This is a genomic window from uncultured Tenacibaculum sp., assembly GCF_947502995.1.
GTDB lineage: Bacteria > Bacteroidota > Bacteroidia > Flavobacteriales > Flavobacteriaceae > Polaribacter.
Genome location: NZ_CANNBW010000016.1, coordinates 105278 through 125231, shown reverse-complemented (window position 1 = coordinate 125231; position 19954 = coordinate 105278). Strand labels below are relative to the sequence as shown.

The window sequence follows — 19954 nt, the reverse complement described above, 5'->3', positions numbered from 1 at the left end:
TTAAAATTAAAAAGTGATATTTACTCCTAATGTGTAAGTTCTAGCTTGAGGAATGTTAAAGAACTCCTCTCCAATTGCTCCACCTCCATCAGCATTTCTAGAAGTTTCAGGATCATATCCATCTAACCCGTCACTCTTGATAGTAAGTAAGTTTGTAGCTGTTGCATAGAATCTTACATTACTTAAGAAAACATTATCTAAAAGACTTTGTGGTAAACTATACGCTAAAGTTACATTTTTAAGTCTAGCAAAAGAACCATCTTCTAACTGTAAAGTAGAATCTTGTTCGAAAACTCCGTAAGTACTACTACTAGTAGAAGGGATAAATGCATTATCTCCAGGATTTTGCCAAATATTTAAAACTCTAGTTGTTTTATTGAATCCAGATCTTGGGTTTTCAGAGAAACTTCTTGAAGCTAAGAAAATATCGTTACCAACAGAGAAGTTAAATAAAGTACTTAAACTCCAGTTTTTGTATTTGAATGTGTTTGTTAAACCTCCAACGAAATCTGGGTTAGCTTGTCCAGCTACAACTCTATCTGCTTGAGTAGGATTAGTAGTAATGTTACCATCAGCATCTAACCATTCAGCATCACCAGTTTGAGGATTAACACCTACATATCTAATTAAATAGAATGAATTTGCTGAATGTCCTTCGATTGCTCTCTGACCAGAGAAACTACCACCTTGAGCAACAAATCTGTTTCCTCTTTCATCGATATTATCGTCTGGTAATTTAGTTACCTCATTCTTGTTATATCCAATATTTAAGTTTGTAGTCCATTTGAAACCACTCTCAGTATCAAAGTTTACAGAAGTAATATCTACATCAACTCCAGTATTTTGAATTTCTCCGATGTTTGTAGCTACTGCATTTAAACCTAAGTTGAATGTTGGATCTACTGGTACATTTAAAATTAAATCGTCAGTAATTTTCTTATAGAATTCTACTCCTACAGTTAATCTTCTATTTAAGAAAGATGCAGAGATTCCAGCATCAAATCCTGTAGTAGTTTCCCAACGTAAATCAGGATTAGCTAAACTGTTAGGTCTTAAACCTGGGTTATTGTTATAAGGAGAGTTAAAGAAAGTACCTAAACTAGCAAAGTTTCCAATTCTATCGTTACCTGCAGTACCAGCACTTACATTTAATTTTAAATCTCTAATCCAGTTTACATCAGCCATAAAGTTTTCATCAGAAATATTCCATCCGAAAGCAGCAGACCAGAATGTACCAAACTGGTTGTTAAGACCAAATCTAGAAGAACCATCTCTTCTTAAAGATGCTTCTAATACATACTTACCATTGTCATAATCATAAGACGCTCTACCAAAATAAGAAACTAATCTAGATGTTGTACCATCAGAACTTGTTGTTGTGAAAGTAGAAGCTGAAGTAACGTTGATGAAAGAATCATCTAAGAAACCTGTACCAGCTACATCTATATTTCTAATATCATTTTGATCATAAGAATAACCAGCTAATAAGCTTAAGTTATGCTTTTCTCCTAACTTGTTATTATATAAGAAAGTTGGAGTAATTGTAAATCTATTTTGCTGAGAAATTCCATTGAAAGCCTCACCTCCTGGAGTTAATAAATCAACTTCACGTGTTTGAGCTTCAACAAATCTTCTATCCACACCAAAATCAGTTTTAAACGATAAACCGTTTAATAATGAAGAAAAATCAATATCAGCAAATGCATTACCAGTAATCCTAGTTTCAGTTGCTAAGTTTAAGTTTAATAATTCTTGTGCAATTACGTTTCCACCACCTACATTTCCTGCAGTTGTGAAGTTTCCGTTTTCGTCAATTGGATTAACATCTTGTCTCTGTAAGTTTGCAATTGTATAAGGTGCAGCAAAAGCATTCTCTTGAGGTGTTCTGTCGAATTTATTTACAGATACACTTGAATTTAATCCTAAAGTTAACCAGTCGTTAGCTTGAGTTTTAATGTTTCCTCTGAAACTTGTTCTTTCTAGTTCGTTACCAACTAAGATACCTTCTTGATCTTCTCTAGTAACACCAATATAGAAACTAGATTTTTCGTTTCCTCCGTTAACACCTAAGTTATAACTTTGAGAAACAGCATTTCTGAAAACAGCATCGATAAAATCGAAATTACCATCAAAAATAGTTCTTGTTGGAGCTGTGATAGCACTAAAGTCTCTGAATTGTTGAGCATTTAATAACTCTGGAGTATCAGTTACACTAGAAATAGATGTAGAAAAATCTAAGTTTACTTTAACACTACCATCTTTAGATCCTGTTTTAGTTGTAATGATAACTACACCATTTGCACCACGAGAACCATATAAAGCAGTTGCAGCAGCAGACTTTAATACAGAAATATTTTCGATATCGTTAGGGTTGATACTAGATAATGGGTTTAATCCTTGTCCACCACCTTGAGCACCAGTCAAGAAGCTATCACCTAAGATTACTCCATCTACAACGAATAAAGGTCTTACGTTAGTACCGATAGAGTTCGTTCCACGAATTCTTAACTCAGGAGAAGCACCAAGAACACCAGAAGAAGATACTACTTGTACCCCTGAAGCCTGACCTTGTAAGATATTTTGTGGAGAATCAGTAACTAAATCTTTAATAGCTTCTTGATTTACCTTAGAAACACTCGTAATAACTTTTTTCTCAGATTGAGCTCCATAAGCTACTACAACGATTTCTTCAAGAAAATTATCATTTTCTAAAGTAACATCGATCTTGTTAGAAGCTCCTACTGGTCTTTCAACAGTTTTCATTCCTACAAAACTAAACACTAAGATATCTCCTGTTTTAGCTTTGATAGAATACTTACCATCTGCATCTGATTCAGTACCTTTAGAAGTATTCTTAATAATTATGTTAACCCCTGGTAAAGGACCAACATCATCTGATACAACTCCACTCACTGTTCTCTCTTGCGCATTTACCTTAAAGATAACGCTCAAAAACAAAAGCAAGTACATTGCATTTTTTAAACGAAATTTCATAAAATTATTTAATTTAATTGATTAGGAGGCTAAATTTATCCCGTATCCGTCTTTGTTAAGATTCATTTGAAGTAAAACGCCTTTATTTTGATGTAAGTAATCGTTTTTAACAGATGAAAAAATCAAATGTTAAAATCTAGTTATAGCAATGTTAAAGAACACAATAATATAGATCATACCTCATTTACTTTTTATACTTTCGCTAGCCGATCAACTCAAAACAATGAAGTTAACATGGACATAAAGTACATTATAGTTGATAATCAAAAAGTTGCCAGAACTAGAATAGAAAAATTGCTAAATAATTATCATTCTTTTGAATTAACTGGTAGTTTCTCTAATGGAACTGATGCTGTAGATCATATTAATTATTTAAAGCCTGATGTTGTTTTTTTAGATATTAATTTAGAAGATATGACTGGCTTTGAAATTATAGAGCGAACATCCAACAATACAAATCCTTTATTTGTTTTTGTTACTGAACATGGAGAATTTGCTCACAAAGCTTTTGATTATCTAGCATTTGATTATATTGTTAAACCTTTTAGTGATAATAGAATTTATCAATGTGTTAATAATATCATCAATCATAAGAAAAAAGATGAGTTGTTAAATATTCAATCGAGTATTAAAGACATTTTATCTTTAATTCAGCAAAAAGAATCTCCTGAAAACAAAAAGATAAGTATCAAATCTGGAAATAAAATTTTATTTATTGAGACAGATACAATTAAACATATTTCCGCTTCTGGTTATTACGTAGAAATTTTTACTACTGATAATAAAATGCATTTATTAAGAGAATCTTTATCTAGTTTAATTCGCAGATTAAATTCCCCAAAATTTATGCGAATTCATAGATCTACTATTATCAATTCAAATTTTATTGATGAAATAATAGTTTCTAATTACGGAGAAACTGATGTGAAAATTACAGGAGTAAAAACTACTTTTAGAGTTAGTAAAGGATACAAAAAAGAATTTCAAGAGTTAATGGGAATTAAATAATGTAAATTATTTACTAATTTCGATGCAATGAATATTGAAATTACTGATCAACTTAACCGATTAATTACTTTAGAAAAAACTCCTAAAAGAATTATCTCCTTAGTTCCTAGTCAAACTGAACTTTTATATGATTTAGGTTTAGAAAACAATATTGTTGGCTTAACAAAGTTTTGTGTACATCCTTACCATTTGAAACAAACGAAAGTTTTAGTTGGTGGAACAAAAAACATAAAAGTTGACAAAATAAAAGAACTAAACCCAGATATTATTCTCTGTAATAAAGAGGAAAATACGAAAGAAATTGTTGAAGCTTGCGAAAAAATAGCTCCTGTGCATGTTTCTGACATTTACAATCTTGATGATGCTATTGAATTGATTAGACAATACGGAGATTTATTATCTTGTAGAACTGATGCTCAAAAAATCATTCAAAAGTTAGAATTTAAGATTTCAGATTTTAATCATTTTATAAAAGATATTACACCTAAAAAAGTAGCATATTTTATTTGGAGAAATCCTTGGATGACTGCTGCTAACAACACATTTATTAATCACATTTTAGAGCTTAATAAATTTGAAAACATTTATAAAAATAAAGAAAGATATCCTGAAATTGAACTGAAAAAAATAAGATTAGAAGGAGATCCAGATTTAGTTTTTTTATCTTCTGAACCTTATCCTTTTAAAGAAGAGCACGCCTTTGAAATTGGAAGATTTACACATCATGCTAAAACTGTATTTGTTGATGGTGAACTGTTTTCTTGGTACGGAAGTAGGCTTTTAAAATCTTTCGATTATTTCAAAAAATTACACCAAAGAATTATCTAGATACTTAACTCTATTAATTTTCTCTAGAACTTTCATCGCTTTATAAAAAGCCATGTCACTTTTAGCTTCATCAACATACCTGTAATCGTTAGATTGCTCTATCAATTTTAGATAGCGCTCTTCTAAATGTTGCTTATAGCGTGATAATTGAATTAAACGTGACATGGCTTTTCATAATTTCATCTTAAATATAACAATAAAATATTGAAAAACAAATATTTAACACTACCTATTATCTTGTAAAGCAAATACTTTTCTCAACAAATCTGTATTACGTAATCCTATTTTATTTCTAATTCCTTTCTCTTCAACAGCGATCATTGTATAAACTCCTTCTAATGCTTCAGTAGTAACATAATCGGTTAAATCTGGATTCACTTTTTTAACGAAAGGAATCGAATTGTATTTAGAAATTAAATTCGCCCATATTTTATCTGCTCCTACTTTACCAAAAGATTTTTTTATTACAGGATTAAATTTAGAATATAATGCTGTTTCCGTTCTTCCTTCTAAATAACTTGTAGCTGCTCTATCATTTCCTAATAAAATATTTTTAGCATCGGCAAACGTAATATCTTTTACTGCACTAATAAAAATTGGTGTTGCTGTTTTAACTGCATCTTCTGCTGCTCTATTTAAAGCTTTTACACCTTCATCTGCTAGTTTACTTAATCCTATTTTTCTCAAACCATCATCGACAACTTTCAACTCTTTTGGTAATAAAATTTTGACTAACTCATTTCTATAAAAACCATCTTTTGCTGTTAGTTTTGTCACCTGATGTTGAATTCCATTATCTAATGCTTGTCTAAGTCCTTCTCCTATTTGTGCTTGAGTAAGTCCGCCTGTTTGTGGTAATTGACTAGCTATTTTTTGTAATTCATCACATCCTACAAATTGTAATGCTATACACACTATTAAAAGTCTTTTTATCATATCTTTAATTTTATTTACTACTTATTTAAGAAACAACATTTACTTTAAGGTCACTCCTATTTAAAACTATCTGTATTTTTATCATATCCGTAAGGACAATGCTTACATCCACTTTTACAACAATACCCTCTTCTTAAATGATATTCTTCTTTAAAAACCCTATACCCCTGTTCATTAGTATAATACTCATGAGGTTCTGCTTTCAATATTTTTTTCATCTCAACAAAGATAAATTATTATCAATTTAGCTTCTTTCTTTTTAGAAAATACTTTCCTTAAATCAATTAACGAAGCATTTCAAAAGTTATTTACTTTAATTCGGAAACTTTACAATAATCAAAATAGTAATAGAAACTAGTTTTGACATAATTATTAACCTATTAAATCTAAATTATGAAAAAATTACTAGCCTTTGCTATTGTAATTCTTATCATTGGAACTGGATGTTCCGACAATGAATTAATTGAAACTTCAAAAGAACTAGAAAAAGAAGCTTTTGCTTTAAAAAAGAAAACTGAAAACAATCGAGAAACTACTTTATACCAAAAAGCTTATAAGGTATTTCATAGAATGCTTGAATTAGATGAAATACGTAAAGATTTATCTCTAATCATTAGTGAAAAAGGTATTAAACAAAGTAATTTAAAGTTTAAAGGAAATATTGTTGAAGATCATTTCATTATGACTTCTGATAATATATTTGAAGACGATGTGATTATATCTGTAAATTCCTCTTTTGAGCAACAACAGATTGAAATCCCTCATAATTCTGTTTATGAAGATAACATTATGGTTGATGTTTCTTTAAATATTATTCAAGATGACATTGCCATGCTTATTGAAGATTTTGTTTCTGAAGATCATGTTGTATTGAGTATAAAGGGTTTTAAAGACTATACTCTTCCAAATGCTTACTTGACTATAAGAGATGATATTTTAAAAGAGAAAAACACTTTTGAAAATGTATTTAATTCAATTTATAATAGTTTTTATCCTGAAGATAAAATTGACTTGAATTACATCTTAGACATTTATCCTAACTTGTTTTTTACTGCAAATACTGCATACTTTCTAAACTCAAGTTCATCTACTTCATTTATAGTAAGAAGCACACCTACTTGTAATGGAAATTCAAATAATTTGAACAGCACTAAAATAACGTTAATTGATAATGCTACAGGAAACAATATGTTTCAAGATTTTTACTTCAGAAATAGCGTTAGCACAATTGAATTATTAAATATATACACTGGTGTTACTGAAGCTATTTATTATAACACAAGTAACCCTCCTTCAAATAACTTAACCTTAGATAATTCAAATAATTTTCTAGTTTACAATAGCCAAAACCCTATCCCGAATAACACCTACATGCTAGTTATTAATTATAAGAGTGGGTATACTCCTTCTTTTGGAGGAACTAACTATTTCAATATAAAAACTAATGAGAACTTAAGTTTAAATGGTTTTTTACATAATACAAGTACTCGTAATTTAGATCTTTCTCTTGATGAATTAACAGATTATTACACACATGCAAATAGTAACTTTAATCATTATATTTCTACAAGATTTAGACCTAACGAACCTATAACTTTTAACCCATTAGTATCAAAAGGTGTTAGAACATATAATTTAACCTTAACTGAAATTTCTTCAGGAGTTTCAGAAACAATTAATGGTATAGATATGAGTACTGATGGTTACGTAATCAATTTAAAATCCAGATTCAACATGAATATTGGAATTAACCCTGCAAGACCTTTAGATGGTAATCATTACAGACTAGTAATGTCTGCTACTGATTGTGCTGGAAATTTAAAATCAAAAACTTTCGATTTTTGGGTAAGCAACTCAATTGGTGCTACTCCTTTACGATAATTTAAAAAGGCTTGGGAAATTCCCAAGCCTTTTTAAAAATTTATCACAACTTTCTTCTATTATCGTTAGATTGTGTATCAATTAACTTATTGTAAGGATCTACTCCGACTTCAATTGGCTTTTTATCAACAATTATAGAAACGGTATTATGTATTTGTGTAATCTTATGTTTCTTTAAATACAATTCTACTTTTTTCTTTTTTCCATCTACTTCTTCTTCAGTAAAAATTCCAACATCGATATAATCCGCTAATGGAACAGAAAGTACTGGTTTTTTCATTTTTTCAGATTTATATGAAATCGTATCTCCAGCTTTTTCTCCATAATAACGTTTACCTAAATCATCGTTTCGGTATTTGCTAACGTTAAATGTAATATCTACTTGATATTTTCCATTATCTAACTCTTTTGATGAAGCTTCTACTATTTTGTTTCTGTACAATGTTATCGTTTCAAACATGTCTTTAATTACATACTTTAAACTATCTGGTGTTTTTTGATTAATATAATCTACCATTTCTAAAGATGTTGTATACGGAGCATCTTGAAACTTTACTTTTTCTACGTACGCTTGTAAAGCACTATTTAAGTTTTCTTCACCGATATAATCACTTAATGCATAAAACACTAAAGATCCTTTTTGATAATGAATATAACCTTGACCATCGTTATACATTAATGGTTTTTCTCTTTTTCTTTCAAAAGTTCTTTGAGTTAAATATCCATCTAAGGCATCTTTTAAGAACTTACGCATTTCCGTTTTTCCTGTTTTATGTTCTAATACTTTTAATGAAACATACTCAGATAAACTTTCAGAAAGCATTGTTGCTCCTAATACATCTGCTCCAATTACTTGATGTGCCCACCATTGATGTGCTAATTCATGAACTGTTACAGAGAAAGGATAATTCACTCCTTCATCTTCTTCATTTACATCTGCTATGAATCCAATTGCTTCAGAAAATGGAATTGTGTTTGGGAATGATTGAGCAAAAGTTCCTCCGGTTTTTGGAAATTCTATAATTCTAACCTGTTTATGTTGGTACGGACTAAAACTCTTTGAATTATAATCTAAAGAAGCTTTTATTCCTTCAAACATACGGTCTAAATTATACTCATGACCTTTGTGATAATAAATTTCAAGATTTACATCTTTCCATTTGTCTTTTTTCACTTCATAACGCGCAGAATTAAATGCATAGAAATTTAAAATTTTACTATCCATTTTATAATGGAAATAACGACGACCATCTTTCACCCATTCTTTTTGTAAATATCCAGGAGCAATTGCTATTTGATCTTCAGCAGTAGAAACAGTTGCTTCAAAATCTATCCAATCACTATCTTTTGAAATATAAGTATCTCCAAGTGCCGTACTATCTGAAGGATGTGGTTTTAAATCATTCTTTGGTAAACCGTACTTTTCACGAGTTTTATCATCTCTTAATTCTCCACCATCCGAATACCCAAATGATGGGAAAATACCACTATTCATAAATGTACCATTCTCACGAACTGGTGAATTTTTTCTCCAGAACGTATTTGGTTTATTTTTCACAGTAAAATTTAACTCTAAACTATCTCCTGGTTGTAGAGGAGTTTTTAACTTATAAATATCAAAATTCTGAATAGTATCTTCATGAACTAAATCTGTATCTCGATTAAATTTAAAAGTACTTGGATAATTATTATGATTTAAAAACAGGCTATCAATTACCTCATCTGTTTTATTAATCATCTTATACGTTCCTGAAGATTTAAAATCATAAGAACTAGGATATAAATCCATATTTACGTCAACAGCAACAATTCTTGGTTGAGCTTTTCCTTGATATTGTTTGTAATCCTTTTCCCACTTTACTCGTAATTCTTCTCTTTCTTTACTAGAAGTACGTTCGTTTTTTATATTATTTTCATAATAAATTCTTCCTCCTAAACCTATAAAAGCTACTAAAGAAACGGCTAAAACTAATCCACTCTTTAAACTAAATCGTTGTTTAAATATTGATAAACGTTCTTTAAATGAATGCGGAATTCCACGAACCCAAAATAAACTTACTAAGACTAATAAAATGGTACAAAAAAGAGCCCAGTATGTTTTGTAAGTAAAATAACCTCTTAATGAAGATCCGTAACCATTCATATCGGAATAATTAAAACCTCCACCTCTATTAAACATAAAAATAGATTGTTCAATTCCAACACTACCTAAAAGCGGAATTCCAATAAAAATTACGAATAAGACTACTAATCCAACATAAGGATTTCTAAATAATGTTTGAATAAACATAGCCATAACAGCCCATATTGCGAAGTTTATAAATCGTAATACAAATAATTCGAAAAAGTAATGTCCGAATTCATAATTATAAAATCCATTATAGGTTTGATAAATAAGACCTGATAGCATTACCAAAAACAACACAACTAATTGCACTTTTAAAAGCGCTGTTAATTTCGATAACCATAATACCCAGTTTGGCGTTGGTGTTACATCGACAATATGGTTTGCATTTACCATTCGTCCTCTATGCACTAACAAACCTGCATATAAAAACGTAATAATAATCATTGAAAGATTAAATCCTCCCATACCAGTTTGTAACATTTTCCATGTTACAGGTAAAGTTTCTGTTCCAAAAACTAATCCTGACTGTGAAAAAGCTAGTACTGTTATAATAACACCTACAAAAGCAATTGCTATAAAAGGCAATGATTTAACTACATATTTAAAATCTATTTTAGATAATTTCCATACACTTTTTAAATTATGTAGTAACGAATAATCATAAGCTACCTTAGGAAGATTAATTCTAGTAATTCCTCCAAAATTTTTCTTTATTGCACGAATTTCTTTTTCCTTTTTAAACCAGTTAAAAGTAATCCCACTCTGATTGAAAGAGAACTTTTTAAATACAAATCCAAAAATTAAAGCAGAAACTCCCAACCAAATTAATCTGTTGTATATAATAATACTTCCTAGTGGTAATGGTGATTCATTTTGTTCAGCTACAGTCCAATAACGTGTATAATAGTCTAAAGCACCAAAACCATATGGGTCTAGTAATGCAGTTAACAACCTGTTTTCTTGTTGCGCAACCATACTTACCAACAAGCCTTGAATCAACATAACCACCAATACACTGATAAAACCTGCCGCAATATTTCTACTAAATGTTACCACAGCAAAAACAATAGCACCAAATAGCAACAAATTAGGTATAACATACACAAAATAGGAATGTAGGTATGCTACAAAACTAAAACCACCAACTATATCTGGATTAGTTCCTGGCAATCTAAAACCAATGAATAACGCCAAACCTATTCCTAAAACTATTAAAGTAACAATAGTTAAACCACTTAAAAACTTAGCAAATAAATAATTAGTTTTTGTGAATGGATATGAATATAAAATCGAGTGCATTTCACTCTTATAATCTCTAAAAATAGTTACCCCGATTATAGAAGGTAATAAAAAGTAAATAAGCTGACTCATTCCATTAAATAAGTCATTAAGCCCTTTAGGAGAATTTACAATTTCATGCCCCCCCGTACTAACTGTAAAGTTATCAAAAACACCTGCACTTGAAGCAGCAAATAAAATTGACACTATAAAAAGTATCGCTAAATAAATATAAAAGGCTGGCTTCTTAAACCAGTACTTTACTTCATGCTTAAATATCGTATAAAACATAATTCTAATTATTAAGCTAAAGTAACTTTAGGTTCATCTTCTTTTAACGCTATAAAATACACATCATCTAGCTGCGCTTTTGCTGGTTCAAAATCTTCTGATGGTTTTTCTATCGCATAAACTCGAATATTTAATGTATTATCTTGATTGAAGTTCGACGACAACACATTATAATTTTTTTCATAAGTTTCTAAATCATCTCGATCGACTATTTTAGTCCAAATTTTTCCTTCTATTGCACTAGTTGCTTGCTCAGGAGTAGCATGATTTAATATTTTCCCACCATTTAAAATAGCCATATCATTACATAATTCTTTCACATCCTCAACAATATGAGTAGAAAAAATCACAGTACTATTTGTTCCAACTTCTCTTAAAACATTTAGAAAACGACGTCTCTCAGCTGGATCTAAACCTGCAGTTGGTTCATCAACAATAATTAATTTGGGATTATTCAATAATAATTGAGCAATACCAAAACGCTGCTTCATACCTCCAGAATATCCTGCAACATATTTTTTTCTAACCTCGTATAAATTGGTAATTTCTAAAACTTCTCTAACTAACTTTTCTCGATCTGATTTAGAAGCTACACCTTTTAAAGTTGCAAAATAATCGAGTAATTCTTCTGCAGACATTTTAGGATATACACCAAATGATTGTGGTAAATAACCTAATACTTTACGAAGTGCTATTTTATCTTCTAAAATATTAATACCGTCAAAAGTAATAGATCCACTATCTGGACTTTGTAATGTAGCAATAGTTCTCATTAAAGATGACTTTCCTGCACCGTTTGGACCTAACAATCCAAACATACCTTTTCCGATCTCTAAGTTTAAGTTATCAATGGCTTTTACACCATTTTTGTAAGTTTTAGTTAAATTTTTTATGGTTAGTTTCATTGTGATAAATTTTATAATAAGTAGAATTACAAGACAATTTGTTACAAAAAAAACGTCAAACTAAGAAAATTCTTAATTTGACGTTCCACCCTTCAGAGTTATTTAACATTATTTTCTCTTGCTTCCCGGAGGATATTTAGCAAGAATATCTTTTACAAATTTTTTGATTCGCTCTTCTCTTTTTTCTGCGTTTCTTAATGATAAAGCACCAGAACCAATTCCTTGCCAAATCAATTCTTTTTCTTTAGCATCAATAACATCAATGAATAAAGTTCCTTCGGTATATTGGTTTACATTTAATCGACCAGCTCCTCCCCACATCCATGGGTTCCAGCCCCAACCATAACCAAATCCATAGTTAAGATTGTCATTAATATTTACACGCTCACGAGATTTTGTAAATAAGCTTATCAAAACATCTGGATTAGATGATTTTTGCATTCCTTTAGCTATCAATTCTGCTTCGATAGCTCTCATTATTCTTTTCTTATCTAAATCTGAAACCTCAGCTTTATCTATACCTGGTTTATAAAAAGCAAATGTTTTCTTATCATCAAAATTTGCTTTTGTATCGTAATCTGAAACAACTCGTATTGAATTGCATGAAGTAAAAATTAAAAAAAGTAGTGGTAAAAAGAGTTTAGTTAACTTCATAATAGTAAACGTTTAAATATTATCAAATAGCGCATCATCAACGATATTAGGCAATGTTACTTTTAGGTTTTCTTCTACTTTCATAGCACGCTCTATAGCAAAGATAGCCTCTTTATTTCTTGCCCAACTACGTCTAGCTATTCCATTATTTACATCCCAGAAAAGCATTGACTTCAAACGTTTTGATGCTTCTTTACTACCATCAAGAAGCATGCCAAATCCACCATTAATTACTTCTCCCCATCCGACTCCTCCACCGTTGTGAATTGAAACCCAAGTAGCTCCTCTAAAACTATCTCCAATTACGTTATGAATTGCCATATCTGCGGTAAATCTTGATCCGTCGTAAATATTAGAAGTTTCTCTATAAGGAGAATCTGTTCCAGATACATCATGATGATCTCTCCCTAAAACAACTGGTCCAATTTTTCCTTTCTTAATTGCCTTATTAAAAGCTTTAGCTATTTTAATTCTTCCTTCAGCATCTGCATAAAGAATTCTTGCTTGAGAACCTACTACTAATTTATTTTCTTGTGCTCCTTTAATCCACTGGATATTATCAGCCATTTGTTGTTGAATTTCTACAGGAGAATCTTCCATAATTTCTTGTAATACTTTACAAGCGATTTCATCTGTTTTCTTTAAATCTTCCGGTTTCCCTGAACTACACACCCAACGGAACGGTCCAAATCCATAATCAAAACACATTGGGCCCATAATATCTTGTACGTAACTCGGATAGGCGAAAGCTTCGCCTCCCTTTTTACAATTATCTACAGCACAAAACTCATTATGGTTATTCTTATGAACATATGCTCCTGCTCTACTCGATTCTAACAGGAATGCATTTCCGTAATCAAAGAAATACGTTCCTTTAACCGTATGTTTATTTACAGCCTCTGCATGTCTTCTTAAAGATTCTTGTACTTTCTCTTTGAATTCTTCAGGCTGATTTGCCATCATTTGGTTTGCTTCTTCAAAAGTTAATCCTGTTGGATAATATCCTCCAGCCCAAGGGTTATGTAACGATGTTTGATCAGAACCTAAATCTACATGGATATTTGCTTCATCGAATTTTTCCCAAACCTCAACAACATTTCCTAAATAGGCGATAGAAACTACTTCTTTATTATCTTTTGCTTTTTGAACTCTTTCTACAAGTTTATCTAAGTTAGAAAAAACTTCATCTACCCAACCTTGAGAATGACGCGTATGAACAGCTTTTTCATTTACCTCTGCACAAACTGTGATACAACCTGCAATATTACCAGCTTTAGGCTGTGCACCACTCATTCCTCCTAAACCAGCTGTAACAAATAAACTTCCTTTTGGTGATTTTCCTAATTTTCTAAATCCATTTAAAACCGTAATAGTAGTTCCGTGAACAATACCTTGTGGACCAATATACATATAACTTCCAGCAGTCATTTGTCCGTATTGCGTAACTCCTAAAGCATTAAACTTTTCCCAATCATCTGGTTTCGAATAATTCGGTATCATCATTCCATTAGTTACTACAACTCTTGGTGCATTTTTATTCGATGGAAATAACCCCATAGGATGACCAGAATACATTACTAATGTTTGCTCATCATTCATTTCAGATAAATACTGCATAGTCAACAGATACTGCGCCCAGTTTTGAAAAACTCCACCATTTCCACCATAAGTAATTAATTCGTGAGGATGTTGAGCTACAGCATAATCTAAATTATTCTGAATCATCAACATAATTGACTTCGCTTGAGTAGATTCTCCTGGATATTCTTCAATAGGACGAGCATACATCTTATAATCTGGACGAAAACGATACATGTATATTCGACCATATTTTTCTAATTCTTCCTTGAATTCAGGAAGTAATTCTGCATGATACTCTTTTTTAAAATAACGTAACGCATTTTGTAAAGCTAATTTTTGCTCTTCTTCAGATAAAATTTCTTTACGTTTTGGTGCGTGATTTATAGTTAAATCGTATTCTTTTTTTGAAGGTAAAACAGAAGGAATACCTTGTTTTATTTGCTCTTTAAATGTCATCTTCCTATTTTTAATTCACTATAAATTGTTGTGCTTTAACCATATTTACCAATGTATTAATATCATCCTTTAATACACGATCTTCTTCTAATTTAGCTACTTTCTCTCTAATTAGCTTAAAGTTTTCTTCAACTATTTCTGAAAATGTATTTGGTCTTCTAAATTCCATTGCTTGTGCCGCATACATTAATTCAATAGCTAAAATTTTATCTACGTTTCCTAAAATCTGATTGAATTTCCTACCTGAAATACTTCCCATAGACACATGATCTTCTTGACCTAAAGATGTTGGAACACTATCTGCTGATGGAGGAAAACACAATGATTTATTTTCGGTTACTAAAGCAGCTGTTGTGTATTGTGGAATCATAAATCCAGAATTTAAACCTCCTGCTTCAGTTAATAATCTTGGTAATCCATACTTTCCTTCTAACAATAAATAACTGCGTCGATCTGAAATATTCCCTAATTCAGAAGCTGCAATTGATGCATAATCTAAAGCCATCGCTAATGGTTGTCCGTGAAAATTACCCCCAGAAATTGCTTCAGTTTCACTCAAAACAATTGGATTATCTGTTACTGAATTCATTTCTATTTCTGCCAATTCTTTTAAATGCTGATATGCATTTCTAGAAGCTCCATGTACCTGAGGAATACAACGAATCGAATATGGATCTTGAACACGTTCACACTCGAAATGATTCTCTACATTTTGCGAATCTTTTAAAAACATTCGTATGCGTTCTGCAACTTTCAAATTTCCTTTAAAAGGTCTAATCTTATGCAACTCTTCTTTAAATGGCGAAGCGCTTCCTTGAAAACCCTCTAAACTCATTGCTCCAGCTAAATCAGCCAGATCTAACACATATTTCATTCTCTTTAAACCTAAAATGGCATGTGCTAAAATAAATTGTGTTCCATTTATTAATCCTAGACCTTCTTTAGCCTGTAACTGTAGCGGAGTTAAATTGTGCGCTTTTAAAACTTCTTTTGACGATTTAATTTTAGTATTAATCCAAAATTCTCCTTCACCCAATAAAGGTAAAAACAAATGAGAAAGTGGTGCTAAATCTCCAGAAGCACCTACGGAACCTTGTTTTGGAACTACAGGTAACAAATCATTCTCAATAAAATAAATAATTCTTTCAATTAATTCTAGTCGAACACCCGAAAAACCTTGGCACAACGCATGAACTTTACAAATCATCATGATTTTAGATAAGAATCCATCTATTGGTTCACCAACTCCAACTGCATGAGTTATTAATAAATTCTCTTGAAGTTTACTTGTTTCTTCAGGTGTAATTTGCACATCACACAAAGGTCCGAATCCTGTATTTATTCCATAAACAGCTACATCAGAATTTGCCATTTTTTCTACCTTAGCTCTACAAGATTGTACTTTAGCTTGAGCTTCATCATTAATTACAGCTTTCAATTCGCCCTTTGCTATTGAAATTACTGTATCTACTGTTAAATTATCTATACCGTATTTAAACATCCTAATCGTTTTCTATTTACAAAGTTATTTTTACTTTTGATAATCAACAACATCATTTAAATCAACAATTAATAACCATGGGTTATCAATTAGAATTTCGACACATCAAATATTTTTTGGCAGTTGCTGAAGATCTCCACTTTAGAAAAGCTGCTGAACGCTTGTTTATTTCTCAACCTGGGTTAAGTAGACAAATCAAGCAAATGGAAGATAATTTAGGAATTCAATTATTTGTTCGTAATAATAGAAAAGTTACTCTAACTTCAGCGGGTAGTTATTTACAACGAGAATTTACGCAACACTTAACAAACATTGATAACAGTTTAAAATATGCAAAACTCTTACAAGATGGTAAATTAGGAGAATTGAGATTTGGTTATGTAGGTTCTGCTATGCAACGCATTATTCCTGATATTTTAATTCGATTTAAAGAAATACTTTCTGATGTGAAATTTGGTTTTAAAGAAATGGACAATCAGAAGCAAATTGAACATTTGCTTTCTCAAGAAATAGACATTGGTTTTGTACGATTAGATCGTGTTCCGAGAGATATTGCGATTACACCAATTTTAAAAGAACCCTTTTGTTTAGTATTACCAAAAGAACACCCTATAAATGAATCGAATTATAAAAATTTATCACAACTAAAAGATGAATCTTTTATTCTATTTGATCCATCTTACAGTCCATCTTATTATGAAAAAGTTTTACAAATATTTGACGAAAGTGGTTTTGCTCCAATCGTGTCGCACAATACAATTCATGCAGCTTCCATCTATAAATTAGTTGAAAACGGGTTTGGTTTATCTATTGTTCCTAAATCTTTACAAGATAGTTATAACTCAAATGTTAAATTTATTGAACTAAACGAAATTACACAACGTACCACTTTATCTGTAGTTTGGTATACTTCTAATAGAAATCCTCTATTAGCGGATTTAATAGAGGAAATAAAAAAACACTCTCAAATTCTGAGAGTGTCTTCTTAGTTTTTTCAGTTCCAATTACTACTATTTCGTTTGTAAAAAGAAAACATCAACGGCTGTTTCATAACCGTCTTCTAACTGAACATTTAGTTGATATGTAGCACGACTTACTAACTGATCTCCAAAAATTAATCCAATACTAGAAAAACCACTTGGCACACTATCATTGTTATTAGGAAATACAGGGTTGGTTATTTCACATTCTACTATTTCATCAGAATCAACATCTTTCAACCACATTTTTTGTATCGGACTTACTGATCTAAAGTATAAAGACTTTCCTGTATCATCTGCTCTTAAACCGTCTGTTTGACAAAAAAACTCATTATTGAAATATATTTTTCTTTTTGTAAAACCTATTTTTATTGTATTGGTTTCACCTGACTCTGAAGTGACACTTATAACTTTAGGTTCTGTTAAGTTTAAAGGGACATCTACGGGAATATTTACTGTTGAATTTACAGGAACAAACATTGTACTAGGATCTAACGTAATGTTCGAAAGATCATCTGTTTCTAACATAAACGATACATAATCTCCTTCTTTAAAACCTGGGTATAAATCTAAATTACAATTACCTAATTTATTAAACTTTCCCTGTAAATTATTTCCATAGGTATAAAGTGAGGTGTAAAAACGGTTTTCAGTATTTATTATAGAAATTTTAAACTCATCATTTGCTTCACCGCTTAAAATTAAATTATCAAAATTAATATCAATTTTATCAACTTCACTAGGTATAGAAACTACTGTACCTTCAAAATCTAATTCCAAAAAATTTGTAGTATAGGTATGATCAAAAAATGACCTTTCAAGAAAAAAAGTGATTTGTTTTTCATCAAGATTAATTATTCCTTCAGATTCTTTTGTTTGAGTATACCCATTAATTTCTCTACTCATTTTAATTTTAACACTTTTCAATCCTTTAGCATAAACTATTTTACTGATATATTTTTTTGTTGATCCATCTTCAGCTTCTATTGTAAACTCTACAGGATTTTTATAATCTACAAGATTAGGTTGAGGAGTTATTGTAGCTTTTGCTGAAAGCTCATAATCTGGTTTAAATTCAAACTCTGATTGACTTGCTGGTACTGTAATTAATATTTCATTATTATCTACAACAACAGTATAACCAGGAATTTCAAATTTTAAAAGTTCTTTTTCTGTAGACAAAATCACTTCTTCTTCTTGTATTGATTCTTTTTCAGAACATCCTATCAATAAAAAAGCAAAAACAATAAAGAAACTACTTAATTTATTCATTTTAATAACTATTTAATAATATTTTGGTTTAAATAAGGTGCTAATCTATAAAATATTCTCTATATCTTGCTTTTAAAAATTTAAATGTAGTTATTGATTATAATCTCTAAATATATCGTTCCTAAAGGTTTTACTGGTATTACTTTATATCCGTTTATTTTTCTTAAAAACTCTTCAATTAAAAATGATAAAATCACGATTAATCACGAGAAAATTCATCTGCGACAACAAATAGAAATGCTTATTATTCCTTTTTATATATTCTATGGAATTGAATGGTTTTTTAAATTTTTAAAATATAAAAATAGTTATCTTGCTTATCGAAATTTAAGCTTTGAGCGAGAAGCTTACTCATTTGAAACATACATTAATTATTTAAAAAACAGGAAATTTTGGGCATTTTTAAAACATCTATAAAATTTTCATCAATACTCTTTTTAAGTATTTTCTTTAACTGTAAAACTGAAAAGAAAATAAAAAAAGAAGAAGTTATCGAAATAGCTGAAGTAGCTATCGTTAAAAAAGATACTACACCAAAATACCCAAAGTATCTAACAAAAGAATACGTCTTAGGGAAATTTGATTATAAGACACATCCTGACTTTGGTAAAATCCCGAAGAATTTATCTTCTAGCGAAATGTATTTACGAAAAGAAGTGTTAGAGCAATTCCTTAATATGGTAAATGCTGCAGAAAAAGAAGGCATTAAATTAAAAGCGGTTTCGGCAACTCGAAATTTTTCACACCAAAAAAGAATTTGGGATTATAAATGGACTGACAAATACAAAAAATATCCTGAAGACAAACGCGCCTTAAAAATTTTAGAATACAGTTCTATGCCAGGAACATCAAGACATCACTGGGGAACTGATGTTGATATTAATGATTTAGAGGATGAATATTTTTTACAAGGAAAAGGTAAAAAAGAATACGAATGGTTAATGAAACATGCAAACAATTTTGGTTTCTACTTAGTGTATACATCAAAAGATAACGGAAGAACTGGATATAACGAAGAAAAATGGCACTGGTCTTATGCTCCATTATCTTCAATTTACTTAGAATTTTATAACCAAAACACTACACATCAAGACATTACAGGGTTTCAAGGTTCACAGTTTGCAAAAGACATTGATATGATTACCAATTATGTAAATGGAATAAACCCAAAAATATTGACTTATAAGCCCTAAGCTTTTCTTAAACATTGCTTAATTTTTTTGAGATTTTCGTAAATTGCAACTCAAAATAACAACTAAAT

General features: G+C 30.4%; 15 protein-coding genes. 5 read left to right on the top strand and 10 right to left on the bottom strand.

What is annotated here, in order from left to right:
• Positions 1–6: 6 nt before the first annotated feature.
• Positions 7–2994 (bottom strand): TonB-dependent receptor, encoded by a 2988-nt coding sequence (locus Q1A46_RS14465; RefSeq protein WP_299680149.1) that lies wholly within the window; start codon positions 2992–2994, stop codon positions 7–9.
• 234 nt (positions 2995–3228) lie between these two features.
• Between Q1A46_RS14465 and Q1A46_RS14460 the strand changes: the two genes are divergently transcribed.
• Together Q1A46_RS14460 and Q1A46_RS14455 are read left to right on the top strand one after the other, a co-directional pair.
• The gene (locus Q1A46_RS14460) at positions 3229–4002 is read left to right on the top strand and encodes a LytTR family DNA-binding domain-containing protein (RefSeq protein ID WP_299680146.1); all 774 of its coding nucleotides are present in this window, start codon (positions 3229–3231) and stop codon (positions 4000–4002) included.
• Between the two features lie 27 nt (positions 4003–4029).
• On the top strand, positions 4030–4830 hold the full coding sequence (locus Q1A46_RS14455; protein WP_299680143.1) for an ABC transporter substrate-binding protein: 801 nt from the start codon (positions 4030–4032) through the stop codon (positions 4828–4830).
• Here the strand turns inward: Q1A46_RS14455 and Q1A46_RS14450 are convergent.
• The 3 genes from Q1A46_RS14450 to Q1A46_RS14440 are packed head-to-tail and all read right to left on the bottom strand — an operon-like array spanning position 4810 to position 5984.
• Positions 4810–4995: a Lacal_2735 family protein gene (locus Q1A46_RS14450; RefSeq protein WP_299680140.1), complete on the bottom strand. Its 186-nt coding sequence runs from the start codon at positions 4993–4995 to the stop codon at positions 4810–4812. The two genes, Q1A46_RS14455 and Q1A46_RS14450, sit on opposite strands and share 21 nt — an antisense overlap.
• A gap of 60 nt (positions 4996–5055) precedes the next feature.
• The gene (locus tag Q1A46_RS14445; protein WP_299680137.1) at positions 5056–5766 is read right to left on the bottom strand and encodes a DUF4197 domain-containing protein; all 711 of its coding nucleotides are present in this window, start codon (positions 5764–5766) and stop codon (positions 5056–5058) included.
• A gap of 56 nt (positions 5767–5822) precedes the next feature.
• On the bottom strand, positions 5823–5984 hold the full coding sequence (locus tag Q1A46_RS14440; RefSeq protein ID WP_299624621.1) for a DUF5522 domain-containing protein: 162 nt from the start codon (positions 5982–5984) through the stop codon (positions 5823–5825).
• A gap of 175 nt (positions 5985–6159) precedes the next feature.
• On the opposite strand from Q1A46_RS14440, the gene Q1A46_RS14435 reads away from it, so the two are divergent.
• Complete coding sequence (locus Q1A46_RS14435) at positions 6160–7647, top strand: hypothetical protein (RefSeq protein WP_299680134.1); 1488 nt, start codon at positions 6160–6162, stop codon at positions 7645–7647.
• Between the two features lie 43 nt (positions 7648–7690).
• On the opposite strand, the gene Q1A46_RS14430 is transcribed toward Q1A46_RS14435, so the two are convergent.
• The 5 genes from Q1A46_RS14430 to hutH form a co-directional block, all read right to left on the bottom strand.
• On the bottom strand, positions 7691–11344 hold the full coding sequence (locus Q1A46_RS14430) for a M1 family aminopeptidase (RefSeq protein ID WP_299680132.1): 3654 nt from the start codon (positions 11342–11344) through the stop codon (positions 7691–7693).
• 11 nt (positions 11345–11355) lie between these two features.
• The gene (locus tag Q1A46_RS14425) at positions 11356–12249 is read right to left on the bottom strand and encodes an ATP-binding cassette domain-containing protein (RefSeq protein ID WP_299680130.1); all 894 of its coding nucleotides are present in this window, start codon (positions 12247–12249) and stop codon (positions 11356–11358) included.
• A 108-nt stretch (positions 12250–12357) separates the two neighbouring features.
• Positions 12358–12903, bottom strand: a complete 546-nt coding sequence (locus Q1A46_RS14420; protein ID WP_299680127.1) for a DUF4136 domain-containing protein — start codon at positions 12901–12903, stop codon at positions 12358–12360.
• Positions 12904–12915: 12 nt separating this feature from the next.
• Complete coding sequence (locus tag Q1A46_RS14415) at positions 12916–14940, bottom strand: urocanate hydratase (RefSeq protein ID WP_299680124.1); 2025 nt, start codon at positions 14938–14940, stop codon at positions 12916–12918.
• A gap of 10 nt (positions 14941–14950) precedes the next feature.
• Positions 14951–16441, bottom strand: a complete 1491-nt coding sequence (hutH, locus tag Q1A46_RS14410; RefSeq protein ID WP_299680121.1) for a histidine ammonia-lyase — start codon at positions 16439–16441, stop codon at positions 14951–14953.
• Between the two features lie 77 nt (positions 16442–16518).
• Here hutH and Q1A46_RS14405 point away from each other — a divergent pair, with 77 nt between their 5' ends.
• Complete coding sequence (locus Q1A46_RS14405) at positions 16519–17430, top strand: LysR family transcriptional regulator (RefSeq protein ID WP_299680118.1); 912 nt, start codon at positions 16519–16521, stop codon at positions 17428–17430.
• 21 nt (positions 17431–17451) lie between these two features.
• On the opposite strand, the gene Q1A46_RS14400 is transcribed toward Q1A46_RS14405, so the two are convergent.
• A complete protein-coding gene (locus Q1A46_RS14400) occupies positions 17452–18693 on the bottom strand; it encodes a DUF5018 domain-containing protein (protein WP_299680115.1) in 1242 nt (413 codons plus the stop codon).
• A gap of 392 nt (positions 18694–19085) precedes the next feature.
• Here Q1A46_RS14400 and Q1A46_RS14390 point away from each other — a divergent pair, with 392 nt between their 5' ends.
• Positions 19086–19886, top strand: coding sequence for a M15 family metallopeptidase (locus Q1A46_RS14390; RefSeq protein ID WP_299680109.1), 801 nt, complete (start codon positions 19086–19088; stop codon positions 19884–19886).
• Positions 19887–19954: the final 68 nt, after the last annotated feature.